The 22,616-nt window shown below is 70.8% G+C and carries 20 protein-coding genes and 1 pseudogene; 11 read left to right on the top strand and 10 right to left on the bottom strand.

Annotated elements, in window-relative coordinates:
- A pseudogene (locus V7Q31_RS02755) lies at positions 1-259 on the bottom strand (hypothetical protein); the annotation flags it as partial.
- Positions 256-1,329: an ABC transporter ATP-binding protein gene (locus tag V7Q31_RS02750; RefSeq protein WP_333832140.1), complete on the bottom strand. Its 1,074-nt coding sequence runs from the start codon at positions 1,327-1,329 to the stop codon at positions 256-258. The pseudogene V7Q31_RS02755 and the gene V7Q31_RS02750, both read right to left, overlap by 4 nt.
- A 141-nt stretch (positions 1,330-1,470) precedes the next feature.
- Between V7Q31_RS02750 and V7Q31_RS02745 the strand changes: the two genes are divergently transcribed.
- On the top strand, positions 1,471-1,917 hold the full coding sequence (locus V7Q31_RS02745) for a hypothetical protein (protein WP_333832139.1): 447 nt from the start codon (positions 1,471-1,473) through the stop codon (positions 1,915-1,917).
- Positions 1,918-1,927: 10 nt separating this feature from the next.
- On the opposite strand, the gene V7Q31_RS02740 is transcribed toward V7Q31_RS02745, so the two are convergent.
- Positions 1,928-5,044, bottom strand: a complete 3,117-nt coding sequence (locus V7Q31_RS02740) for an efflux RND transporter permease subunit (protein WP_333832138.1) — start codon at positions 5,042-5,044, stop codon at positions 1,928-1,930.
- A 4-nt stretch (positions 5,045-5,048) separates the two neighbouring features.
- The gene (locus tag V7Q31_RS02735) at positions 5,049-6,161 is read right to left on the bottom strand and encodes an efflux RND transporter periplasmic adaptor subunit (protein ID WP_333832137.1); all 1,113 of its coding nucleotides are present in this window, start codon (positions 6,159-6,161) and stop codon (positions 5,049-5,051) included.
- 190 nt (positions 6,162-6,351) lie between these two features.
- On the opposite strand from V7Q31_RS02735, the gene V7Q31_RS02730 reads away from it, so the two are divergent.
- Positions 6,352-7,182 carry a 3-keto-5-aminohexanoate cleavage protein gene (locus tag V7Q31_RS02730; protein ID WP_333832136.1) on the top strand — a complete coding sequence of 277 codons (831 nt, stop codon included), beginning with the start codon at positions 6,352-6,354 and terminating at the stop codon, positions 7,180-7,182.
- A gap of 6 nt (positions 7,183-7,188) precedes the next feature.
- Here the strand turns inward: V7Q31_RS02730 and V7Q31_RS02725 are convergent, their stop codons facing one another.
- From V7Q31_RS02725 to V7Q31_RS02700, 6 genes are all read right to left on the bottom strand, one after another.
- Positions 7,189-8,127 (bottom strand): OmpA family protein, encoded by a 939-nt coding sequence (locus tag V7Q31_RS02725; protein ID WP_333832135.1) that lies wholly within the window; start codon positions 8,125-8,127, stop codon positions 7,189-7,191.
- A 5-nt stretch (positions 8,128-8,132) separates the two neighbouring features.
- The gene (locus tag V7Q31_RS02720) at positions 8,133-8,876 is read right to left on the bottom strand and encodes a GNAT family N-acetyltransferase (protein ID WP_333832134.1); all 744 of its coding nucleotides are present in this window, start codon (positions 8,874-8,876) and stop codon (positions 8,133-8,135) included.
- Positions 8,877-8,886: 10 nt separating this feature from the next.
- Positions 8,887-9,357, bottom strand: a complete 471-nt coding sequence (smpB, locus tag V7Q31_RS02715; protein WP_333832133.1) for an SsrA-binding protein SmpB — start codon at positions 9,355-9,357, stop codon at positions 8,887-8,889.
- The gene (gene dapA / locus V7Q31_RS02710; RefSeq protein ID WP_333832132.1) at positions 9,357-10,247 is read right to left on the bottom strand and encodes a 4-hydroxy-tetrahydrodipicolinate synthase; all 891 of its coding nucleotides are present in this window, start codon (positions 10,245-10,247) and stop codon (positions 9,357-9,359) included. Before dapA ends, smpB begins: the two co-directional genes overlap by 1 nt.
- A gap of 193 nt (positions 10,248-10,440) precedes the next feature.
- On the bottom strand, positions 10,441-11,820 hold the full coding sequence (locus V7Q31_RS02705; RefSeq protein ID WP_333832131.1) for an ammonium transporter: 1,380 nt from the start codon (positions 11,818-11,820) through the stop codon (positions 10,441-10,443).
- A 36-nt stretch (positions 11,821-11,856) separates the two neighbouring features.
- Entirely contained in the window at positions 11,857-12,195 is a 339-nt protein-coding gene (locus tag V7Q31_RS02700) for a P-II family nitrogen regulator (protein WP_333832130.1), read from the bottom strand.
- A gap of 281 nt (positions 12,196-12,476) precedes the next feature.
- Here V7Q31_RS02700 and V7Q31_RS02695 point away from each other — a divergent pair, with 281 nt between their 5' ends.
- From V7Q31_RS02695 to V7Q31_RS02655, 9 genes are all read left to right on the top strand, one after another.
- Positions 12,477-13,241, top strand: coding sequence for an ABC transporter ATP-binding protein (locus V7Q31_RS02695; RefSeq protein ID WP_333832129.1), 765 nt, complete (start codon positions 12,477-12,479; stop codon positions 13,239-13,241).
- Between the two features lie 110 nt (positions 13,242-13,351).
- Complete coding sequence (locus V7Q31_RS02690) at positions 13,352-14,113, top strand: lysine/arginine/ornithine ABC transporter substrate-binding protein (protein WP_333832128.1); 762 nt, start codon at positions 13,352-13,354, stop codon at positions 14,111-14,113.
- Positions 14,114-14,196: 83 nt separating this feature from the next.
- Entirely contained in the window at positions 14,197-14,967 is a 771-nt protein-coding gene (locus tag V7Q31_RS02685) for a transporter substrate-binding domain-containing protein (protein WP_333832127.1), read from the top strand.
- Between the two features lie 30 nt (positions 14,968-14,997).
- A complete protein-coding gene (locus V7Q31_RS02680; RefSeq protein ID WP_333832126.1) occupies positions 14,998-15,675 on the top strand; it encodes an ABC transporter permease in 678 nt (225 codons plus the stop codon).
- Positions 15,676-15,678: 3 nt separating this feature from the next.
- On the top strand, positions 15,679-16,434 hold the full coding sequence (locus tag V7Q31_RS02675; RefSeq protein WP_333832125.1) for an ABC transporter permease: 756 nt from the start codon (positions 15,679-15,681) through the stop codon (positions 16,432-16,434).
- Between the two features lie 81 nt (positions 16,435-16,515).
- Positions 16,516-18,534 (top strand): transglycosylase domain-containing protein, encoded by a 2,019-nt coding sequence (locus V7Q31_RS02670; RefSeq protein WP_333832124.1) that lies wholly within the window; start codon positions 16,516-16,518, stop codon positions 18,532-18,534.
- Between the two features lie 81 nt (positions 18,535-18,615).
- Positions 18,616-19,059, top strand: coding sequence for a response regulator (locus V7Q31_RS02665; protein WP_333832123.1), 444 nt, complete (start codon positions 18,616-18,618; stop codon positions 19,057-19,059).
- Between the two features lie 85 nt (positions 19,060-19,144).
- Positions 19,145-20,644, top strand: coding sequence for a sensor histidine kinase (locus V7Q31_RS02660; protein ID WP_333832122.1), 1,500 nt, complete (start codon positions 19,145-19,147; stop codon positions 20,642-20,644).
- 70 nt (positions 20,645-20,714) lie between these two features.
- A complete protein-coding gene (locus V7Q31_RS02655) occupies positions 20,715-22,613 on the top strand; it encodes an acyl-CoA synthetase (RefSeq protein ID WP_333832121.1) in 1,899 nt (632 codons plus the stop codon).
- Positions 22,614-22,616: the final 3 nt, after the last annotated feature.

The raw sequence follows: 22,616 nt of genomic DNA, 5'->3' as shown, positions 1-22,616 counted from the left end.
GGATCTGGGTCAGGGTGCGGGCGATCGTGTCCTGATAGCTGCCGGTGTAGACCGGCGTCACCTTGATGTCGGGATTGGCCGCGTTGAAGGTGGCGGCGTAGTCGTCGAAGATCGCGGCGACCGGCCCGCCGACGGCGACGGGAAAGTTGAACACGACTTCGGTCTGGGCGCGGGCGGCCGAGCCGAGGCCGAGCGCCAGAGCGCCGGCCAGCGCGCCGGCCAGCGCGACGGGGGCGAGGGAGAAACGGGCGAGCGTCATCTTGATGCGATCTCCTTGAAGGGTGCGGGAGTTGCGGCCTCGACGCGCTGATCGTCGGGGCCGAAGAAATGCGCGTCGGCGGGGTCCCAGCCGAGCGCGAGGGTGGTTCCGGGAGGCGGCGCGTCGGCGCCCGGGAAGCGGACGGAGAGCGGCGACGCGCCGACCCGACAGACCGCCAGCGTCTCGGCGCCGAGATATTCCAGCGCCTCGACTGTCGCCGGCAGGCCGCGCGCCGCGGGCCTCAGCGCCTCGGGCCGGACGCCGAACAGCGCGGCGCCGGGCGGCGCGCCGGGGGCGAAGCCGGTCCCCGCCGCCACCTGCCCGGCGGGGCCGGGTTCGAGCGGCAGAAGGTTCATCGCCGGCGCGCCGATGAAGCGGGCGGCGAAGGCGCAGCGCGGGCGGGCGTAGAGATCGGCGGGGGCGTCCTGCTGGACGATCCGCCCCGCCTGCATCAGCACGACCCGGTCGGCCATGCTCATCGCCTCGGCCTGATCATGGGTGACGAACACCACCGTCAGTCCGAGCTTGCGCTGGAGCGCGCGCAACTCGCGCCGCATCTCCTGCCGCAGCAGCGCGTCGAGATTGGACAGCGGCTCGTCCATCAGAAGGATCGGCCTGCGCGCCACCACCGCGCGCCCCAGCGCGACCCGCTGCTGCTGGCCGCCCGACAGGGCCGAGGGCTTTCGGTCGAGCAGTTCCGACAGCCCCAGAAGCGCCGCGGCCTCCGCCAGCCGGGCCGCCTGCTCGGCTTTCGGCGCGCGGCGGACCTGCATCCCGAACAGGATGTTGTCGCGCACGCTCAGATGCGGGAACAGCGCGTAGTTCTGGAACACCATGGCGACCCCGCGCGCCTCGGGCGGGGCCTCGGTCACGTCGCGCCCGGCGATGGCGATCCGCCCCGCGCTCGGGCGGTCGAGCCCGGCGATCAGCCGAAGCGTTGTGGACTTGCCGCAACCGGACGGCCCCAGCAAAGCGACCAGCTCGCCCTCGCCGACCGTCAGATCCACGTCGCTCAGCGCCGCGACGGCGGCGCCCGGCCAGCGCTTCCCGATCTGCGAGAGTTCGATCATCGCGCGCAGCGTTAACAGGCGGCTGTGACAGTTCGATGTCGGCGGGGCGGGCGGCGGCGGCGGACTTGAGCGGAACAGCTGATTCCGATGATACAACGCCCGCGGCGGCGACATCCGACGCCGAGGCCAGGGAAGAGCCCCATGAACGACGCGCCCAAGAGCGCCGAGGCGCTGCGCCTCGCGATGCTCGAGACCCAGATGAGGGAGCTCGAAGAGCGCCGCAAGGCGCAGGAGGCGGCGCAATCCGAGCGCGCGACCTTCGTCGACGCGTTCCTCAAGGACGATCTCAGCGAGCGGGAGCGCGAGATGATCCGCCGCCTCGTGCTCAACGCCGCCGCCGACGGCAAGCTGGAGGCGCTGGTCTACAGCTTCCCTTCCGAACTGTGTTCGGATGGCGGGCGGGCGATCAACAACGGCGATCCGGACTGGCCGGACACGCTGCAGGGAAAGGCGCGCCAACTTTACGAGCGCTACAAGGCGGTGGCGCAGCCGCTCGGCTACAAGCTCAAGGCGATGATCGTCAGCTTCCCCGGCGGCATGCCTGGCGATGTCGGTTTCTTCCTGAACTGGGAGCCCGACCGGGTGTGACGGCGCCCGCTCAGGCCGCGCCGCCGCCTTTCAGCCGCTCGCGCGCCGTCTGAAACACGACATAGAGCAGAGGGATGACGAAAATCCCGATCAGCGCCGCGCCCAGCATCCCTCCGAACACCGCCGTGCCGACGCCGCGCCGGCTAAGCTCGGCGGCGCCGCTCGCCGTCACCAGCGGCAGGAGGCCCGCGATGAAGGCGAAGCTGGTCATCATCACGGCGCGGAAGCGCTCGCGCGCGCCGGCGACGGCGGCCTCGGCGATCGGCATCCCCTGCTCGCGCCGCAGCTTGGCGAATTCGACGATCAGAATCCCGTTCTTGGCCGCCAGCGCGATCAGCACGACGATCCCGATCTGCGCGTAAAGGTTGTTGTCGAGCCCCGCTGCCAGCAAGGCGAGCATCGCCGTGAAGAGGCCCACGGCGACCGACAGAAGCACGGGAACGGGGATCGTCCAGCTCTCATAGAGGCCGACGAGGAACAGATAGGCGAACAGCACCGCCAGCGCGAGGATGATCGCCGTCTGGCCCGCCGCCTCCTTCTCCTGCAGCGCCGTGCCGGTCCAGCGGAAGGAATAGCCGGGCGGCAGGGTGGCGGCGGCGACCTCCTCCATCGCCTCCAACGCCTCGCCCGAACTGCGCCCGGGCGCGGGGACGCCCTGGACGGTGACCGCCGGGAAATTCGCGTAGCGCCCGACGAATTGCGGCCCGACGATGGGCTGCGGCTCGGCGAAGGCGCGCAGCGGCACCATCGCGCCGTCGCGGTTGCGGACGTGGATGCGGAAGATGTCGTCGATGGCGGCGCGCTGGTCCGCCTCGGCCTGCGCCACCACCTGGAAGCTGCGGCCGAACAGGTTGAAGTCGTTGACATAGTAGCCGCCGAGCGTCGCCTGCAGGGCCTGGAACACGTCGGCGATCTCGACGCCCAGCGTCTGCGCCCGCTCGCGGTCGATGTCGAGGCGGATCTTGGGGGTCGAGGCGGCGAAGGTGGTGTAGACGCCCGCCAGCCGCTCGTCCTGATTGGCGGCGAGCACCAGCGCGCGGGCGACTGCGGCGAGCTCGGTCGCGCCCGCCCCGCGCGCGTCGAGCAGTTGCAGCTCGAACCCCGCCCCGGTGCCGAGGCCTATGATCGGCGGCAGGTTGAACGGCGCGCCGACCGCCTCGCGCACCCCCGCCAGCTCGCGCCGCAGCGTCGCGATCAGCGCATCGACGCGGGTCTCGGGCGCGGTGCGCTCCTCGAAGGGCGCGAGCGTCACCACGAGGAAGCCGGCGTTGGACTTCACCAGCCCGTCGACGAAGCTGTAGCCCGAGATCGCCGTGATCGCGGCGACGCCGGGTTGCGCGCGCACGATGGCGTCGACTGTCTCGACCGCCGCCTGCGTGCGCGTCAGCGAGGCCGCCTCCGGCAGCTGGACTTCGACGAAGATCACGCCCTGATCCTCCGCCGGCAGGAAACCCGACGGCACGACGCCGAACAGCCACCCGGTCCCCGCACCGAATGCCGCCGCCGCGACGAGGCCGAGGATTGCGACGCGCACCAGCCGCCGCACAACCCATGCGTAGCCGTCGCGCGCGGCGTCGATCCCGCGCATGACCCGGCCCATGATCCCCTTCGGGGCGCCGTGGCCCGGTTTCAGCAGCAGCGCGCAGAGCGCGGGCGAGAGGGTCAGCGCGTTGATCGCCGAGATCACCATCGAGACTGACACGGCCACGGCGAATTGCTGGTAGAGCTGGCCGGTGATGCCCGGCAGGAACATGACCGGCACGAAGACCGACAGCAGCACCAGCGTGATCGCGACGATCGGCCCGGTGATCTCGGCCATCGCGGCGCGCGCGGCCTCGGCGGGCGAGAGGGAGGGGTCGGCGGCGAGCTTGGCCTCGACCGCCTCGACCACGACGATGGCGTCGTCCACCACGATGCCGATGGCGAGCACCAGCGCCAGAAGCGAGACGGTGTTGGCGGAATAGCCGAGCGCCAGCATCACGGCGAACGTGCCGATCAGCGCGACGGGGACCGCCACAAGCGGGATGATCGTCGCCCGCAGGCTGCCGAGAAACAGGAACACAACCAGCACCACCAGCGCGAAGGCCTCAAGCAGCGTCTTGATCACTTCGTCGATGCTGGCCTGCACGAATTCGGTCGTGTCGTAGACGATGGTGTAGTCGACGCCTTCGGGGAAATTCGCCCGCGCGCCCTCCAGCACCCCGCGCACGGCGTCGGCGGCGGCGATGGCGTTGGAGCCGGGAAGCTGGTTGACGCCGATCACCGCGCCGTCGCCGCCTTCGAAGCGGCTGGCGACGTCGTAGCTGCGCCCGCCGAGCTCGACCCGGCCCACATCGCGCAGCCGCACGAAGGAGCCGTCGGGCCGCGCGCGGATCACCACGGCGGCGAACTGCTCGGGCTCGGTGAGCCGCCCCATCGTCTCCAGCGTCAGCTGCACTTCCGCATCGGCGGCGGGCTGAGCGCCGACGCGCCCGATGGCCGCCTGCACGTTCTGGCCGCGCAAGGCCGCGATCACGTCGCCCGGAGTGATCTCGAGCGCCGTCATCCGCTCGACGTCGAGCCAGACCCGCATCGCATAGTCGAGCGCGCCGAACAGCGTCGCGTCGCCAACGCCGGGGGCCGACTTGATCGCGTCGAGCAGTTCGATGCCGACGAAATTCGACAGGAACAGCAGGTCGCGCGAGCGGTCGGGCGAGTGCACCGTGATGAACATCAGGGGCGCGGAGGATTTCTTGCGCACCGTCACGCCCTGGCGCTGCACTTCCTCGGGCAATCCCGACAGCGCGCGCGCGACGCGGTTCTGCACGTTGACGGTCGCGATGTCGGCGTCGGTTCCGACGGCGAAGCTGACGGTCAGCGCATAGGAGCCGTCCGACCCGCTCGCCGACTTCATGTAGAGCATGTCCTCGACGCCCACGATCTGCGACTCGATCGGCTGGGCGACGGTGGCGGCGGTCACTTCGGCGCCGGCGCCGGGATAGCTCGTCGAAACCGTGACCTGCGGCGGCACGATGTCGGGGAACTGCGCGACGGGGATGGCGCGCAGCGCGATCAGACCCGCCAGCGTGATGACGACCGAGATGACGATCGCGAGCCGGGGCCGCGAGATGAAGACCGAGGAGATCACGGGCTCAGTTCCCCGCGATCTCGGCGGCGTCGACGGGCTGGCCGGGGCGCACGCGCTGGAGGCCGTCCACGATCAGCCGGTCGCCTTCGGACAGGCCGCTGCGCACGATCACCTCCGCGCCGCGCGTCGCGCCGGTCTCGACGCGGCGGACCTGCGCGCTCCCCTCCGCGTCCACCACCAAAACGTAGCGCCCGGTCTGGTCCACCATGACCGCGCGCGTCGGGGCGAGGAGGGCGGGCTCCGCGGCGCCGAGGCGCACCACCGCCGTCACCAGCATGCCGTCGACCAGCGCGCCGTCGGGGTTGGGAAAAGCCGCGCGCACGCGCACCGTGTCGGTGCCTGGGTCCATCGCCACGTCGACGAAGTCGATGGCCCCGAGCGCGGGATAGGTCGAACCGTCGACCAGTTCGACCGCCACCTCGACTTCGGAGGCGGAGACGCCGCCGGACTCCGCCGAGGCGCGCGTGGCCAGCAGTTCGCGCTGCGTCACCGGGAAGACGACATAGGCGGGGTCCTGCGCGACGATCCGGGCGAGCGTTCCGGCTTCCGGTCCGACCAGGTCGCCGACCGAGGCCGCCGTCAGCCCGATCCGCCCGGCGATCGGCGCGGTGATCTCGGTGTAGGCGAGGTCGAGCTCCGCCCGCTTGCGCCGCGCCTGCGCCGACAGCAGCGCCGCGCGCGCCTCGTCGCGCTTGGCCGTCGATTCGTCGAGCTGGGCCTGCGCCACCGCCTCGCGCCCCACCAGCTCGCGCTTGCGCGCGAAATCGAGATCGGCGAGCGTCACCGCCGCCTCGGCGCGGGCGACCTCGGCCTCGACCTGCGCGAGCGTCGCCTCATAGGGGGCGCGCTCGATGCTGTAGAGCAGATCGCCCACCCCGACCGTCTGGCCCTCGCGGAACCCGCGCGCCTCGACGAAACCGGTGACGCGGGCGATGATCTCGACGCTGTCCACAGCCTCGACCCGCCCGGTGAAGCGCGCTTCGGGGCGGAATTCGGTCGAGCGGAGCGTCAGCACCCCCACGGCCGGGGCCTGCGCGAGGGCGACCGCGGGCGCGAGCGACAGCGTCAGGAGCACGGCGCGCGCCGCGCGCGCGAACCCTAAGACAGACGGTGTCATCTTGGCTCCCGGTCAGACCTCGCGAAGTCGCCGCGCGGCGTCCAAGCTCTGCCGCATCGGCGCGTCAAAGGAAAGCGTCCCGCGCCAGAGGGCCCGACTCCGATGCGGACATCGCCACAGGAGTCTGATCAGTGTAGGAATCGCGGCCGCCTCGCGCGCCGACCGCGCCCCGTTTCGAGGACCGCCCGCCATGCCCGACCCAGCCATCATCTGCGCAGCCCTCACCGGCTCGGTGCCGCGCAAGGTCCACAACCCCGCCGTCCCGATCACCGTCTCCGAACAGGTAGAGAGCGCGCAGGAGGCCTTCGAGGAGGGCGCCTCGATCCTGCATTGCCACGTGCGCAACGACGACGAGACGCCCTCATCCGATCCCGAGAAATTCGCGCGCCTGATGGAGGGGCTGCGCGCGCATTGCCCCGGCGCGATCGTGCAGTTCTCCACCGGCGGGCGGTCGGGGTCGGGGCGCGAGCGCGGGGGCATGCTGCCGCTGCGCCCCGAAATGGCGTCGTTGACCGTCGGCTCCAACAACTTCCCGACGCGCGTCTACGAGAACAGCCCCGAACTGGTGGACTGGCTCGCCGGCGAGATGCGCGGCTACGGGATCAAGCCCGAGATCGAGGCGTTCGACCTGAGCCACATCTTCCAGGCCGTGGCGATGGCGCAGGACGGGCGGCTCGCCTCGCCGCTCTACGTCCAGTTCGTGATGGGCGTGAAGAACGCGATGCCGGTGGACCGCGCCGTGTTCGATTTCTACGTGGCGACCCTCCAGCGGCTCGCGCCCGACGCGCAGTGGTGCGGGGCGGGGGTCGGCCCGGGGCAGGCGCTGCTGAACGACTGGTGCGCCGAGGCCGGGGGCCATCTGCGCACCGGGCTCGAGGACAATCTGCGTCTCGACCGCGAGACGCTCGCCCCGTCGAACGCGGCGCTGGTGCGGCGCGCGGCAGAGTTCTGCGCGCGCCATGACCGGCCCGTCGCCACGCCGGCGCAGGCGCGCGCGATCCTGAGGCTGCCGCCGGCCTGAGACAGCTCAGCGCGCGACCAGTTCGACCCGGCGATTGGCGGCCCGCCCGGCGTCGTGCGCGTTGCTCGCACGCGGGGCGAGCCAGCCCGCGCCCTCCGCCGAAAGCCGGGCTGCGTCGATCCCGCGGTGGATCAGCGCCGCGCGCACCGCCTCGGCGCGCGCGCGAGAGACGTCGAGATTGGCGGCGAGGCCGCCCGAGCCGTCGGTGTGCCCGACCACCGCCACCGCCAGTGCGGGGCGGGCGGCCAGCGCCGCGGCGGCGGCGTCGAGGATCGCGTCGCCGCCCGCGGCGATCTCGGCGGAACCCGCGACGAAGTCGAGCCCGTCAAGCGCCGCAAAGCCCCGCGCGTCGAGCTCCGCGCCGAGGTCTCCGCCCGCGGAGGTTGGCGCGGACGCGTCGTCCGGGTGGGGACGGAGCGGCGGCGGCGCGGCGGTTCCGGTCGCCATGTCGACGATCTGCCCGTGGAGCCGCCCGCCCAATCGGCTGAACAGGGCGGAGACGACGACCTCGCCGCCCGAGGGGCCGGCGCGCCGCATGGTCAGCTGGTGGAAATCGGCGAGGTTGACGAGCATGTCGGGCGGCGGAAGCAGCTCGATCGCCGAGAGGAAGGCGAAACCGCCGCAAGCCTCGGCGGCGCAGTCGAGGACCGTCTCGAAACCCGCCGACGCGAGCGCGTCGCGCAGCCGCCGCGCCTGCGCGAGCGGCGCGCCGCCCCCCTCCAGCGCGAAACTGCGCCAGCGCGCGACGCCCTCGAACGCGTCGGCGGGCGCGGCGCCGCCCGTCGCGGGGCGGATCGGGACGACGACGATCTGCGCTTCGGGGGCGGCGTCGAGCAGCACCCGCGCGCCTTCGGGCGGGTTCAGGGCGGCCTCCAACGCAGGCTGCGCCGCGACGGCCTGCGCCGCGAGAAGCGCCGCAAGCGCGAACTCGAGCCGCCGGCGCATCGCGTTCAGACGGCCGCCTGACGATACCAGTAGCGCGACGCCTCGACGAAGCCGAGCCGGCGATAGAGCGCCACGGCGGCCGCGTTCTCGGCCTCGACCGACAGCGCCAGCGTCTGCGCCCCCGCCTCCGCCGCCCATTCCGCCGCGGCGGCGACGGCGTGCGCGCCGAGACGGTTGCGCCGATGGGAGGGCGCGACGAGCAGCGCGCTCATCACCGCCACCGCGCCAGGGGCCGCCACGAAGCAGGCCGCCGCGACCCGGTCGTCGTCGGAGCGCAGGATCAGCGTCTCGCGCGCGCAGGCGACGCGGGCCATCACCGCGCGCCGCGCCGGGACGATCCCGCCAGCGCTCCAGAAGGCGTCGAGCAGAGCGAGCGGCGCGCGCACCCGGATCACCATCCGCCCGCCAGTTCCGTTTGCGGCGACCGAAGCGGCGTCCGCGGTCATCAGCAGGCAGGGCGTCGCCTTCGCGTAGCCGCGCTCGGCCAGCGTTGCGTCGAGGCCCATGTCGGGCGGTCCGAGCTGGAACAGCGCCGGCTGACCCCATTCGGCCGTGACGCGCTCGACTTCGGCGATCGCCTCGGCGAGGTCGCGATCCGGGGGCGACGCCGGCCATACCGAACTTGCGCGCCGACCGCCGTCGAGCCCGCGGCGCAGCGTCCAGCCGCCGAGCCGCACGGCCTCCGCGCCCGGCCAGCTGGCGTCGAGCGCCGCCATGATCGTCGCGTGGTCCGGCGGCGCCCAGCCCATCGGCCTCTCCCTATCCGCGCGCCCGCAACAGACGCGCCTTGTCGCGCGCCCAGTCGCGCGCCTTCTCGGTCTCGCGCTTGTCGGCCATCTTCTTGCCCTTGGCCACGCCGATCTTCAGCTTCGCCACGCCCTTGGGATTGAAATAGAGCTCGAGCGGCACGATGGTCATCCCCTCGCGGCTGACGCCCTGATGCAGTTTGGCCAGTTCCCGCGCGTTGACCAGCAGCTTGCGCCGCCGCCGCTCCTCGTGGCCCCAGGTCTTGGCCTGCTTGAAGGGCGGGATGTAGGCGTTGATCAGCCACAGCTCGCCGCCTTCGACGCTGGCGTAGCTCTCGGCGATGTTCGCCCCGCCCTGCCGCAGCGCCTTGACCTCCGAGCCCTGAAGCATGATGCCCGCTTCGAGGTCGTCCTCGATGAAATAGGCGTGCCGGGCCTTGCGGTTCTCGGCGACGATGCGGCGGCCGTCCTTGCCGACGGCCATCAGGCGGCGATCAGCCCCGCCGCGACCATCGCTCCGCGCACCCGCGCCTTCGCGGCGTCGGAGATCGGGGTCAGCGGCAGGCGCTGCTCCGCGGAGCACAGGCCGAGCAGCGACAGCCCGTATTTGGCGGGGCCGGGATTTGGCTCGCAGAACATCGCCTCGTGCAGCGGCAGAAGACGGTCCTGAAGCGACAGCGCCGCCGGATAGTCGCCGCGCAGGGTCGCCTCCTGGAACTGGGCGCAGAGCTTCGGCGCGACATTGGCCGTGACCGAGATGCAGCCGACCCCGCCATGCGCGTTGAAGCCGAGCGCCGAGGCATCCTCGCCCGACAACTGGATGAAGTCGGCCCCGCAGGTCGCGCGCTGCTTGCTGACGCGGGTCACGTCGCCGGTCGCGTCCTTGACGCCGACGATCCGCGGGAGCTTCGCAAGCTCCCCCATGGTCTGCGGGATCATGTCCACGACCGAGCGGCCGGGGATGTTGTAGATCACGATGGGCAGGTCGCAGCACTCGTGCAGCGCGGTGAAATGCGCGATCAGGCCCTGCTGGCTGGGCTTGTTGTAATAGGGGGTTACGACGAGCGCGGCGTCGGCGCCGACCTGCTCGGCGAAGCGGATGAAGCGGATCGCCTCGGCGGTGTTGTTGGAGCCCGCGCCGGCGATCACGGGAACGCGCCCCGCGGCGGTCTCGACGGTCAGCGCGATGACGCGCTCGTGCTCCTCATGGGTCAGCGTCGGGCTCTCGCCGGTGGTGCCCACGGGGACGAGCCCGTGCGACCCTTCCGCGATCTGATGCTCGACCAGCGCGCGCAACGCCGCCTCGTCGAGCGCGCCGTCGCGAAACGGCGTCGCCATGGCGGTGATCGAGCCCCGGATCGTCGCTGCGGCCATCTGTAGGACACCCCCTCGCGCGGCGCGGACCCGCCCCGCCTGCGCGCGGCGCGACCATATCGGCGAACGGAAATCGCGACAAGACGACCCGCCGCGGCGTCGAACACGTGTCGAGGGGAACAAAAACCCCGGGCGCGACCGCCCGGGGAGGAGGAGGCGCCGCGTCGGCGCCTCTGGGGGGAGAGGCGTCGGCTCAGGCGAATTGGGAGCCCTTGCCGAATTCGGGATAGGCCTCCATGCCGAGTTCGGCGCTGTCGAGACCCTCCATCTCGGCGTCCTTGGTGACGCGCAGGCCCATCGCGACGTTCAGGATCAGCCAGACCAGGCCGCTCGCGACCAGAACGAACACGGCGACGACCACGATCGAGACGAGCTGCCCGTAAAGCGTGGCGTCGGAGTTCGTCAGCACCACCGCGAGCGTGCCCCAGATCCCGCAGAACAGATGCACCGGGATGGCGCCGACCACGTCGTCGATCTTGAGCTTGTCGAGGAAGGGCACCGCGAACACCACGATGGCGCCGCCCACCGCGCCGATCAGCGTCGCCATGCCGAGGCTCGGGGTCAGCGGTTCGGCGGTGATCGAGACGAGGCCCGCCAGCGCGCCGTTCAGCACCATCGTCAGGTCGATCTTGCCGTAGACCACCTGCGTCAGGATCAGCGCGCCGAGCGCCCCGCCGGCGGCGGCGGTGTTGGTGTTGGCGAAGATGCGCGAGACGTCCGCCGCGTCGCCGATCGAGCCCATCGCCAGCTGCGAGCCGCCGTTGAAGCCGAACCAGCCCAGCCACAGGATGAAGGTGCCGAGCGTGGCGAGCGGCAGGTTCGAGCCGGGCATCGGCTTCACCGAGCCGTCGGCCGCATACTTCCCGAGGCGCGGCCCGAGAATGATCGCGCCGGCAAGCGCCGCCCACCCCCCGACCGAGTGCACGACCGTGGAGCCCGCGAAGTCCAGGAAGCCGAACTGGCTGTCGAGGAAGCCGCCGCCCCATTTCCACGAGGCCTGGATCGGGTAGATCAGCGTGACGAGCACGACCGTGAAGATCAGGAACGGCCAGAGCTTGATGCGCTCCGCCAGCGTTCCCGAGACGATCGAGGCGGTGGTCGCGCAGAACATCAGCTGGAAGAAGAAGTCCGAGCCGGTCGAGGCGTATTCGATGTCGTCCGCGCCGTCGGCGCCGATGCCGACCGCTTCGAGCACCGCAATCCCGAACGCGCCGAGATAGCCGCCTGTCTCATCCGTGCCGATCGACCAGTTTCCGAGCGGATACATGAGGTTGTAGCCGACGAGGTAGTAGCCGACGGCGGCGATGGAGAACAGCGCCACGTTCTTGGTGCACTGCATCGCGACGTTCTTGGAGCGCACGAGGCCCGCCTCGAGCATCGCGAAGCCTGCGGCCATCCACATCACGAGAAAGCCGCCGATCAGAAAGAGCAGCGTGTTGAGAATCCAGACGGTGTGCGCTGCGGGATCGGGCGAGGCGACGAGCTCGGCGACCGCCTCCGTCGCGTCCTGCGCCAGCGCGGGTCCGGCGAGCAGCGCCGCCGCCAGCGCGAAAAGGGAAATTATGCGGTTCATGTCATTCCTCATGCTGAACTGACGCCTTGCGGCGGCTCACAACGCGTCTTCGCCGCGCTCGTCGGTGCGCACGCGCACCGCCTGCTCGACGCTGGTGACGAATATCTTGCCGTCTCCGATCTTGCCGGTCCGGGCGCTGGTCGTAATCGTTTCGACGATCTTGTCGACCGCGCTGTCCTGACAGACGATCTCGATCTTGATCTTCGGAACGAAGTTCACGACATATTCCGCGCCGCGATAGATTTCCGTATGGCCGCTCTGACGGCCGTATCCCTTCACCTCGGAGACCATGAGACCCTGAACGCCGATGCTGGTCAGCGCCTCACGCACTTCTTCGAGCTTGAAGGGTTTGATCACGGCGATGATGAGCTTCATGTGACACCCCTTGCTCCGTTGGGCCCGGTTCGCCGGGCTCGGGTCGACGCGATGCAACCCGCATGCCAGTTGCCGACGACGGCGCGCCGCGCTTGCGCAACATGAAGCACTCGTTAACTCAGCGCCGCGAGCCAAGCGTGGGGGCCCCGAAAATCTGCCTAATCTTTGCTCTGTGCTGATTATTTGAGCATAAATTTGATCGCCGAGGGCGCGAGGGGGGGGACCGCCTTGCGCAGATCGACGCTCCATCGTTAACTCGCCGCGCATCAGCGGAGGCCGCCATGGGCGCGCAACTCTCCATCGCCGGTCTGCGCAAGAGCTTCGGGGCCGTCCCGGTGCTGCGCGGCGTGTCGATCGAGGCGCGGCGCGGCGACGTCATCGCGCTGATCGGCGCTTCCGGCTCGGGCAAGTCGACGCTGCTGCGCTGCGTGAACCTGCTTGAGACGCCCGACGAAGGCGAGATCAGCGTCGGCGGCGAGCGCATCGAGATCCACCACGGCAAGCGCGGACCCGGCGCGAAGGACCCCGAAAAGCTGCGGCGCATACGCGCGAAGCTCGGCTTCGTGTTCCAGAGCTTCAACCTCTGGTCGCACATGACGGTGCTGGAGAACCTCGTGGAGGCGCCGATCCACGTTCTCGGCCTGCCGCGGGCGGAGGCCGAGGCGCGGGCGCTGCGGCTGCTCGCGCGCGTCGGCCTGCCGGAGCGCGGCGACGCCTATCCGATCCAGCTTTCCGGCGGCCAGCAGCAGCGCGTCGCCATCGCGCGCGCGCTGTGCATGGAGCCCGAGGTGCTGCTGTTCGACGAGCCGACTTCGGCGCTCGACCCCGAACTCGTCGGCGAAGTGCTGAGCGTGATCCGCAGCCTCGCCGAAGAGGGGCGGACCATGCTGCTGGTCACGCACGAGATGGGCTTCTGCCGCGAAGTCGCGACCCGCGTCGTGTTCCTCCATCAGGGGATGATCGAGGAGGAGGGCCCGCCGGACGCGCTATTCGGCGCGCCGAAGTCGGAGCGGTTGCGCCAGTTCCTCGCGAGGGTGCGCGACTGAAGGCCTTATCGGTGCAAGCGGCGCGCGAGCCTTTGACAGGCGCGGCGCATTCGGAGAATTTTCGACAGGCGCGCGCAAGGGACGGCGATGCGCTGACAGGGAGAAGAACAATGACCCGCATCACTCTCGCGGCGGCGCTCGCCGCGCTGACCGCAGCATCCGCCGCCGCCGCCGATCTGCGCATCTGCGTCGAAGGGGCCTATCCGCCCTTCTCCCAGACCAGCGACAGCGGCGACGTCGTCGGCTTCGACATCGACATCGCCAACGCGCTCTGCGCCGAGATGGGCAAGACCTGCGAGATGGTCGCCACCGAGTGGGACGCGATCATCCCCGCGCTCGAGGAAGGCAAGTGCGACGCCATCGTCGCCTCGATGTCGATCACCGAGGAGCGCAAGCAGCGCATCGACTTCACGGCGAAATACTACCAGACCCCGGCGCGCTTCGCCGCCGCCGAGGGCGCGGGCCTCGAAGACACGCCGTCGGGCCTCGCCGGCAAGAGGGTCTGCGTGCAGCGCGGGACGATCCATCACGACTATATGGAGGGCGCGTTCCCGAAGGCCGATCTTGTGCTCTATCCGACGCAGGACGAGGTGTTCCTCGATCTCGGCTCTGGGCGCTGCGACGCGATCCTCGCCGACAGCATGGCCATTCAGGACGGGTTCCTCGCCACGAGCGCCGGCGCAGGCTTCGCCTTCTTCGGCGCAGACCACACCGATCCGAAATATTTCGGCAATGGCGCGGGGATCGGCGTGCGCAAGGCCGACACCGAACTGCGCGACGCGCTGTCGGCGGCGATCGCCGCAATCCGGGCGAACGGCGTCTACAAGGAAATCAACGACCGCTATTTCGCCTTCGACATCTACGGCGGATGACGCGGACGCCGCAGACCGACGCTTGCACCCTCGACGCGGCGCCCGCAAGAGTTGCGGGCCCGCAACCCGTCCGAGGTCCTTCCATGCCCCGCGCGCCCTTCCGCCCGCTCCTCGTCGCCGCCTGCCTGCTCGCCGCCGCGCCTGCGGTCGCCGACCAGCTCGACATCTGCGTGGAGGGGGCCTATCCGCCCTTCTCCTGGACCAACGACGCCGGCGAGGTCGAGGGCTTCGACATCGACATCGCCCGCGCGCTCTGCGCCGAGATGGGCGCCGAATGCCGGATGGTGGCGACGGAGTGGGACGCGATCCTGCCGGCGCTCGAGGAAGGCAAATGCGACGCCATCGTCGCCTCGATGGCGATCACCGAGGCGCGCAGGCAGCGCGTGGACTTCTCGGCGAAGTACCAGCAGACGCCGATCCGCTTCGCCGCCGCCGCCGATGCGGGGCTTGAGGACACGCCGGCAGGGCTGGCCGGCAAGCGCGTCTGCATCCAGCGCGGCACCATCCATCAGGACTATCTCGAGGCGAAGTTTCCCGAGGCCGAGCTCGCCCTCTACCCCACGCAGGAGGAGGCGTTCCTCGACCTCGGCGTCGGGCGCTGCGACGCGGCGATGGCCGACGCGCTGGCGCTGGAGAGCGGCTTTCTCGACACCGTGCAGGGGTCGGGCTTCGCGATGTTCGGGCGCAACCATCTCGATCCGGCCTTGCATGGGGAGGGCGCCGGGATCGCGGTGCGCAAGACCGACCCGGACCTGCGCGACCGTTTCAGCGCGGCCATCGCCGCGATCCGCGCCAACGGCGTCTTCGCCGAAATCAACGACCGCTATTTCGGCTTCGACGTCTATGGCGACTGAACCCCGATCCCTCCGAACGAAGCGCGCCGCATGGAGGCGGTGATCGGCGCGGGGCCGCTGCTGCTCGAGGGGTTCGGGGTCACCATCGCCGTCGCGCTGCTGTCGCTCGCGCTCGCGACCGTTCTCGGCGCGCTCGGGGCTGCCGCCAAGCTCGGCGGCGGCTGGCTCGCGCGCGGGACGGCGAGCGTCTACACGACCGTGATCCGGGGAGTTCCCGAGCTCGTCACCATCCTGATCGTCTATTTCGCCGGGCAGAGGCTGGTGAACGTGATAGCGCGCTCCGTGGGGCTGGAAGGCGTCGACGTGTCGGTCTTCGCCGCCGGGGTGCTGTCGATCGGCTTCATCTACGGCGCATACATGACCGAAACCTTCCGCGGCGCCTATCTCGCCGTGCCGCGCGGGCAGATCGAAGCGGCGCGCGCCTACGGGCTGACGAAGGGCCGCACGCTCTGGCGCATCGTGATCCCGCAGCTCGCGCGCCACGCCTTGCCCGGCTACGCCAATGTCTGGCAAGTGCTGGTCAAGGCGACGGCGGTCGTCTCGATCATCGGGCTTTCCGATCTGGTGGGGCTCGCGCTCAGGATCGGCCGGCGCGAACGCGACCCGTTCACCTTCCTGCTCGTCGTGCTTGTCGCCTATCTGCTGATCACCGCGCTGTCGAACTGGGGTTTCCGGCTCGCCGAGCGCCGCTTCGCGCGGGGGCACTGAGCGATGACGGCGGTGCTCGACAGCGCGTTCTGCACGGCGGCGGCGGAGGCGTCGCGCGCCGGGGCTCCGTGGTTCTTCAACCCCTGCCTCGTGATCGGCGAATGGGACCGCTGGGCGCTCGGCGTCTGGCTGACGCTGGAGCTGACCGTGCTGGCGATGGCGCTGGGCTTTCTGCTCGCCCTGCCGCTCGCCTTCGCGCTGAGCGAGCGCACGCCGATCGCGGCGCCCTTCGCGCGCGGCTTCGTCTATGTGTTCCGGGGCTCGCCGCTGCTCGTGCAGGTGTTCCTGATCTATTACGGGCTTTCGCAGTTCGTCTGGGTGCGCGAGAGCGCGCTGTGGCCGCTGCTGCGCGAAGCGTGGTGGTGCGCGCTGATCGCCTTCACGCTCAACTCGGCGGCCTATCAGGCCGAAATCCTGCGCGGCGCCATCGCCGCCACCCCGCGCGGCGAGAAGGAGGCGGCGACCGCGCTCGGCATGTCGCCGCTGATGACGGCGCGCCGCATCGTGATCCCCTCGGCGCTGCGCCGCGCGCTGCCGCAGATGGGCAACGAGTTCATCTTCATGCTCCACGGCAGCGCTCTGGCCAGCGTGATCACGCTGCAGGACATCCTCGGCGTCGGGCGCATGATCAACGGGCGGTATTACGTCGTCTATGAGGGGCTGCTGACGGCGGCGGTTCTCTACATGATCCTGACCTATCTCGGCGTCTGGGCGCTGGGGCGGCTAGAACGGCGCTATACGCGGCATCTGATCCGCTGAGGCTCCACATTCCCGCCGCGATGCGGTAGCAGTAACCCCGAGGCAGCGCTCCACGAGCAGTCGCAGCGGAGAAGAGCGCAGATGAACGAGCGCAAGAGCGGCGCGCGCAGACCGCAGACCCCATCGAAAGCGCGCAAGGGACAGCGCGCAGAGAAGCCGTCCGCGCCGCGCGGACCCGGGCGGCTCGATCGCGCGATCCGCGCGCTGGCGCGCTTCGTCGTCGGGGCGGCGCTGCGGGTGGGGATCGTGTTCGCCGTGATACTCGGCGGCGCGGTCTGGGCGATGCACGCGCAGCTGCCAGAGGCTGACGCGTTGTTCGACGGGCGCGCGCGCGGCTCGGTGACGCTGCTCGACCGCAATGGCGACGTGTTCGCCTGGCGGGGCGAGCAATATGGCGGGGAAATCCGGCCCGGCGACGTGTCGCCCCATCTCGTCCATGCGATCCTCGCCGCCGAAGACCGTCGCTTCTACAGCCATTGGGGCGTGGACCCCCGCGGGATCGCGCGCGCGGCGCTGGTCAATCTGCGCGCCGGGCGGGTTGTGCAGGGCGGATCGACGCTGACCCAGCAGGTCGCCAAGAACGTCTTCCTCACCGATGAGCGCTCCATCGAGCGCAAACTGATGGAAGTTCCGATGGCTTTCGCCATGGAGCTGAAATACGACAAGAACGACATTCTCGCTCTTTATCTGAACCGGGTCTATCTCGGGGCGGGAACGTATGGCTTCGAGGCGGCGAGCCAGCGCTATTTCGGCAAGTCGGCGAAGTTCGTCTCGCCCGCCGAGGCGGCGATGCTGGCCGGGCTGCTGAAGGCCCCGTCGCGCTTCGCCCCGACCACGGACATCGCGCAGGCGCAGGGGCGCGCGGCGGTGATCGTGCGGGCGATGGAGTCTGAGGGATATCTGACGGCGGCGCAGGCGCAGGCGGCGCTCGGCGCGCCTGCAGGCCTGTCGCAGGCGGCGGCGGCGCGGATCGGCGCGCAATTCGCCGATTGGGCGATGGCCGACGGGCCGGACTATCTGACGACCGGCACCGCCGAGGACGTGGTGATCCGCACGACCTTCGACCCGCGCGCCCAGCGCGCCGCCGAAGCCGCGCTCGCGCATGTCTTCGAGACGCGGGTGAAGCCGGACTCGCGCGCGCAGGCCGCGATCGTCGTGATGACCCCCGACGGGGCGGTGCGCGCTGTGGTTGGCGGGCGCGACGGGCGGGCCGGCGGCTTCAACCGCGCCACGCAGGCGCTGCGCCAGACCGGCTCGGCCTTCAAGCCCTTCGTCTACGCCGCCGCGCTCGAGCGCGGCATGTCGCCCAATGACGTCGTCGCGGACGCGCCGCTGACGCTGGCGGGGTGGTCGCCAGAGAATTACGGCGGCGGCTATTCCGGGCCGGTGACGCTGACCGACGCGCTGGCGCGCTCGATCAACACCGTCGCGGTGCGCGTCGGCGAGCGCGCTGGGCGCGACCGGGTGCGCGACGTCGCGAAGCGGCTGGGGATTTCCTCGCCGCTGGCCGAGGGGCCGGCGCTGGCGCTCGGCGTCTCCGAGGCGACGCTGATCGAGATGACCGGGGCTTACGCCGCCTTCGCCTCGGGCGGGCTGTCGGGCGCGCCCTGGGGCCTGCGCGAAATCCGCCTGCGCGGCGACGACGCGCCGCTGATGCGCGCCGACGCGCAGCGCCGCCGCGTGCTCGACCACCGCGTCGCCGGCCGGGTGACGGCGATGCTGGAGGAGGCGATCCTGCGCGGCACCGGAACGCGCGCCGCCCTTCCCGACGGCCGCCCCGCCGCCGGCAAGACCGGCACCACGCAGGCCGCGCGGGACGCATGGTTCATCGGCTTCACCGCCGATTACGTCGCCGGGGTCTGGATGGGCAACGACGACAACGCGCCGCTCACCGGCGTGACCGGCGGCGGGCTTCCCGCGGAGATCTGGCGCGATACGATGGCGCGACTGCACGAGGGCGCGCCCGTCCGATCGCTCCCGGCCCTGCGCGAAGCGCCTGCCCGCCCTGCGACCGTCGCCGCGTCGGCGGGCGGGGATGCGGAGGACGAGACGCTGCTCGGGGCGATCCTCGCGGATGTCATGCGCGCTCTGCGGGAATGAGAGGGGCGGCGCACACGTTGCGCGGGAGCCTGATCGCAGATAAGACTAAAGTCCTGTGCATCTTTTCGGGAGCCGCGAGCGATGAAGGAAGTACAGGTTCTGCTTGTAGAAGACGACGAAGTCGACCGGATGGCCGTCCGGCGGGCCTTCGCCTCCAACCGCATCGCCAACCGGATCGTCGAGGCGCGCAACGGGCGGGAGGCGCTCGACATCCTGCGGGGGGGCGGCGGCGTCGAGCCGCTGGCGCGGCCCTATGTGATCCTGCTCGACCTCAACATGCCGGTGATGAACGGGCTCGAGTTCCTCGCCGAACTGCGCGCCGACCCCGGCTTGCGCGACGCGACGGTCTTCGTGCTGACCACTTCGCGGTCGGAGGCCGACATCGCCGAGGGATATCGCCGCAACGTGGCCGGGTACATGGTCAAGTCGAATGTCGGCGACAGCTTCATGGAGGCGGTGAAGCTGATCGAGGCCTTCTGGCGCGTGGTCGAACTGCCGGAATCGGGCGACGGTCGGCTCATCTGAGCGCATTTAAGGCGAAATTTCATCGTTTCCGGGTATCAGGCGCGAAACCCCGCGCCGATTTCCGAAAGTCGATGGAGAGCCGCCGATGCGCGCGCATGTTCTCATCAATCTCGTCGGCGCGCTGTTCTTCGCGCTGCTTTGCCTCGCGTCGTCGCTCGTTTACGCGCAAATGGACCGGCTCGAGCACGCGCTCGCGCAGATGCGCGGCCTGATGCGGGTCGAGGGCGCCGCGATGGACGTCTCCATCGCCATCGTCGACTTCATCCGTGAACCCTCCGAGCCCCGGCGCCTCGACATCCTGCGCGATGCGGCGGCTCTGGCCGCGGCGAGCCGGGACGACGCCGACCTCGCGCGCGAAGCCGGACCTGAAATCGCGCAGATGGAGGCGGCGCTCGCCGGCGCGCGCGCCGTGCTCTCCAAGGGGATCGCCGCCGCGCAGAGCTGCGATTTCGTGTTCGACGCAGAAGGATTATGCGCGGCGAAGCATCGACTTCTGCAAGCGGTGGTCGCGATCCGCGCCGCCGTCGAGCCAGTCATGGCCGCTGCGCTAAAGGGCGCGAACGCTGCGGCGCGGCGCACCAATCTCACGCTGTTCGCGATGTTCATCGCCAGCGGCGCGGCCGTCGCGGCCCTCTGGTCGACGATCGCCTCGCAGCTCCTGAGGCCCCTGCGCGCGCTCACCGACGGCTTCGCGGCGATCCGTCACGGCGACTACGCGCACCGCATCGAAACCGGGTCGCCGGACGGATGCGACCACATGTGCGAGGCCTTCAACGAGATGGCCCGCACGCTGGAGACCACCACCGCCTCGCGCGGAGCGCTGGAGACGGAGATCGCGCGCCGGGCCGCGCTCGAGGAGCATTTGCGCCGCCAGAACACGCTTCTGGTGCAGAGCAATGTCGAGCTCGACGCCTTCGCCCACATAGCCGCCCACGACCTGCGCGCGCCGCTGCGCGGCGTCAAGGCGTTGACGGGATGGCTGCGCGAGGACCTCGGGACGCTCTGCACGCCCGAGGCGCAGTTCCATCTCGACCTGCTCTGCGGGCGCGTCGACCGGCTGGAGGCGCTTCTCGACGCGCTGCAGAGCTACGCCGAGATCGGGCGCATCGCCCATTCCGCCGAGCGCGTGCGCCCCGATCTGATGGTCGAAGGGCTCGCAGCCGAGATCGATCCCGACGGGCGCTTCGCCATCGGCTTCGAGGGGTCCGGCGACCCGTTCTGCGCCCATCGCGCGCCGCTCGAAACCGCGCTGCGCGAATTGCTGGCCAACGCCGTCAAGCATCACGACCGAAAAGATGGCCGCATCTCGGTCCGGCTGGAGGCGGACGGCTCGCGGCGCGTCTTCACCGTGACCGACGACGGGCCGGGCGTGCCGCCCGACCTGCAAGAGCGCATCTTCGAGATGTTCCAGACGCTGCGCCCGCGCGACGAGGTCGAGGGGGCGGGAATGGGGCTCGCGCTGATCCGCAAGGCCGCGCGCATCCATGGCGGGCTCCTGCAGATCGAAAGCCCGGTGAGCGGCGGGCGCGGTTGCGCCTTCCGCCTCGTCTGGCCGAGCCTTCCCTTCCCGGACGCGCCGGCCTGAAGCCGCGCTTGCGCGGGCGCGAGGGGGCGCTAACCTCTCATGTCAAAAGAACGACATGGGAGGGTCGGAGATGCGCGCCGCCGCGATCGCCACGCCAGAGGACATGCGCGCCTTCGAGGCGACGCCCTTCGACGCCCAGATCGGCGCCGCCAACGTCCACCAGATGCTCAGCGCCACCGCCGCGGCGCACGGGGAGCGCCCGGCGATCAGCTTCCAGCTGCGCAGCGGGCCTAAGGACCCGGCGGCGACGTTGAGCTGGGCGGAGCTGCTGGCCGAGGTCAACCGCGCCGCAAATCTGTTCCGCAGCCTTGGCGTCGGCCCGCGCGATACGGTCGCCTATCTGCTGCCCAACGCCCCCGAGACCGCCGTGGCGCTGCTCGCCGGCATGACGGCGGGGATCGTCGCGCCGATCAATCCGCTGCTCGAGCCCGAGCAGATCGCGGCGCTGCTGCGCGAGACCGGCGCGAAAGTTCTGGTGACGCTCTCGCCCTTCCCGCGCACGGACGTCAGCCAGAAGGCGGCCTACGCCGTGCGATATGCGCCGGAATGCCGGACGATCCTCGAAGTCGGCCTCGGCCGTCATCTCGGCCCGCCGCTGAGCTGGGCGCTGCCGCTGCTGCGCCCGAAGCGCGTTTCGCCCGGAACCGCCAAGGTTCTGTCCTTCCGCCGCGAAGCGGCGAAGATGCGGGCGGACGCGCTCGACTTCGTCCATGCGGACGGGCTCGACGACCCCTGCGCCTATTTCCACACCGGGGGCACGACGGGCGCCCCCAAGGTCGCCGCCCACACCCATCGCGGCGCGCTCTACAACGGCTGGCTGGTCGAGCGGCTGTTGCTGGGGCCCGAGGACGCCGTGCTGTGCCCGCTGCCGCTGTTTCATGTGCTGGCGGCCTATCCGATGCTGATGGCCTGCGTGGCGTCCGGGGCGCATTTCGCGATGCCGACGCCGGCGGGCTATCGCGGCGACGGTGTGATGGACAATTTCTGGAAACTCGTCGCGCGCTGGAAGGCGAGCTTCGTCTGCACCGTGCCGACGGCGGTCGCGGCGCTGATGCAGCGGCCCGTGAACGCGGACGTCTCGTCGCTGCGCTATGCGCTCTGCGGCTCGGCGCCGATGCCGCCGGAACTCTTCCGCCGTTTCGAGGCGGCGACGGGCGTGAAGATCCTCGAAGGCTACGGCCAGACGGAGACGACCTGTCTCATCTCCTGCAATCCGCCGGGCGGCGAACGCAAAATCGGGTCGGTCGGGCTGTCCTTCCCCTTCACAGAGATCAGCATCCTGCGCTTCGGCGAGGGCGGCGCCGGCACGCGCTGCGCGACCGACGAGATCGGCGAGATCTGCGTGCGCAGCCCCGGCTCGATCCCCGGCTATCTCGAGGAGGCGCGCAACGCCGGGCTGTTCGCGGCGCCGGGCGTGGTGCGCACCGGCGATCTGGGGCGGGTCGACGCCGACGGGTATTTGTGGATCACGGGCCGGGCCAAGGATCTGATCATCCGCGGAGGGCACAACATCGACCCCGCGGTCATCGAGGACGCGCTGATGGCGCATCCCGACGTCGCCTTCGCCGGCGCGGTGGCCCAGCCCGACGCCTATGCGGGCGAACTGCCCTGCGCCTATGTCGAGTTGCGGCCAGGCGCGACGGTCACAGGCGACGCCCTGCGCGCCTTCGCCGCCGAGCGGGTGACCGAGCGCGCCGCGAAACCCGTCTGCGTCGAGATCGCGGACGAACTGCCCAAGACCGCCGTCGGCAAGGTCTTCAAGCCCGAGCTGCGCCGCCGCGCGATGGAGCGGGTCTACGCCGAGGCGCTGGCGGCGGCGGGGGTGAGCGGCGAGGTCACCGTCGTCGAGGACGCCACGCTCGGCGCGGTCGCCGAAGTGCGCGCCGAGGCCGGCGAGGCCGCGCGCCCTGCCATCGCCGCGGCGCTCGACGCCTTCCCCCGACCTTGGCGGATGGCCGAGGAGGGCTGAGGG

The sequence above is a fragment of the Rubrimonas sp. genome, assembly GCF_036788415.1.
Taxonomy (GTDB): Bacteria; Pseudomonadota; Alphaproteobacteria; order Rhodobacterales; family Rhodobacteraceae; genus Rubrimonas.
The sequence above is the reverse complement of the archived record's forward strand: the minus strand, read 5'-3'. Positions and strand labels throughout refer to the sequence as shown.

What these genes read in the sequence shown, in the direction of transcription:
- V7Q31_RS02750 (WP_333832140.1), bottom strand. Translation starts at nt 1,329, where the DNA reads ATGATCGAACTCTCGCAGATCGGGAAGCGCTGGCCGGGCGCCGCCGTC.
- V7Q31_RS02745 (WP_333832139.1), top strand. Translation starts at nt 1,471, where the DNA reads ATGAACGACGCGCCCAAGAGCGCCGAGGCGCTGCGCCTCGCGATGCTC.
- V7Q31_RS02735 (WP_333832137.1), bottom strand. Translation starts at nt 6,161, where the DNA reads ATGACACCGTCTGTCTTAGGGTTCGCGCGCGCGGCGCGCGCCGTGCTC.
- V7Q31_RS02730 (WP_333832136.1), top strand. Translation starts at nt 6,352, where the DNA reads ATGCCCGACCCAGCCATCATCTGCGCAGCCCTCACCGGCTCGGTGCCG.
- V7Q31_RS02725 (WP_333832135.1), bottom strand. Translation starts at nt 8,127, where the DNA reads ATGCGCCGGCGGCTCGAGTTCGCGCTTGCGGCGCTTCTCGCGGCGCAG.
- V7Q31_RS02720 (WP_333832134.1), bottom strand. Translation starts at nt 8,876, where the DNA reads ATGGGCTGGGCGCCGCCGGACCACGCGACGATCATGGCGGCGCTCGAC.
- smpB (WP_333832133.1), bottom strand. Translation starts at nt 9,357, where the DNA reads ATGGCCGTCGGCAAGGACGGCCGCCGCATCGTCGCCGAGAACCGCAAG.
- dapA (WP_333832132.1), bottom strand. Translation starts at nt 10,247, where the DNA reads ATGGCCGCAGCGACGATCCGGGGCTCGATCACCGCCATGGCGACGCCG.
- V7Q31_RS02705 (WP_333832131.1), bottom strand. Translation starts at nt 11,820, where the DNA reads ATGAACCGCATAATTTCCCTTTTCGCGCTGGCGGCGGCGCTGCTCGCC.
- V7Q31_RS02700 (WP_333832130.1), bottom strand. Translation starts at nt 12,195, where the DNA reads ATGAAGCTCATCATCGCCGTGATCAAACCCTTCAAGCTCGAAGAAGTG.
- V7Q31_RS02695 (WP_333832129.1), top strand. Translation starts at nt 12,477, where the DNA reads ATGGGCGCGCAACTCTCCATCGCCGGTCTGCGCAAGAGCTTCGGGGCC.
- V7Q31_RS02690 (WP_333832128.1), top strand. Translation starts at nt 13,352, where the DNA reads ATGACCCGCATCACTCTCGCGGCGGCGCTCGCCGCGCTGACCGCAGCA.
- V7Q31_RS02685 (WP_333832127.1), top strand. Translation starts at nt 14,197, where the DNA reads ATGCCCCGCGCGCCCTTCCGCCCGCTCCTCGTCGCCGCCTGCCTGCTC.
- V7Q31_RS02680 (WP_333832126.1), top strand. Translation starts at nt 14,998, where the DNA reads ATGGAGGCGGTGATCGGCGCGGGGCCGCTGCTGCTCGAGGGGTTCGGG.
- V7Q31_RS02675 (WP_333832125.1), top strand. Translation starts at nt 15,679, where the DNA reads ATGACGGCGGTGCTCGACAGCGCGTTCTGCACGGCGGCGGCGGAGGCG.
- V7Q31_RS02670 (WP_333832124.1), top strand. Translation starts at nt 16,516, where the DNA reads ATGAACGAGCGCAAGAGCGGCGCGCGCAGACCGCAGACCCCATCGAAA.
- V7Q31_RS02665 (WP_333832123.1), top strand. Translation starts at nt 18,616, where the DNA reads ATGAAGGAAGTACAGGTTCTGCTTGTAGAAGACGACGAAGTCGACCGG.
- V7Q31_RS02660 (WP_333832122.1), top strand. Translation starts at nt 19,145, where the DNA reads ATGCGCGCGCATGTTCTCATCAATCTCGTCGGCGCGCTGTTCTTCGCG.
- V7Q31_RS02655 (WP_333832121.1), top strand. Translation starts at nt 20,715, where the DNA reads ATGCGCGCCGCCGCGATCGCCACGCCAGAGGACATGCGCGCCTTCGAG.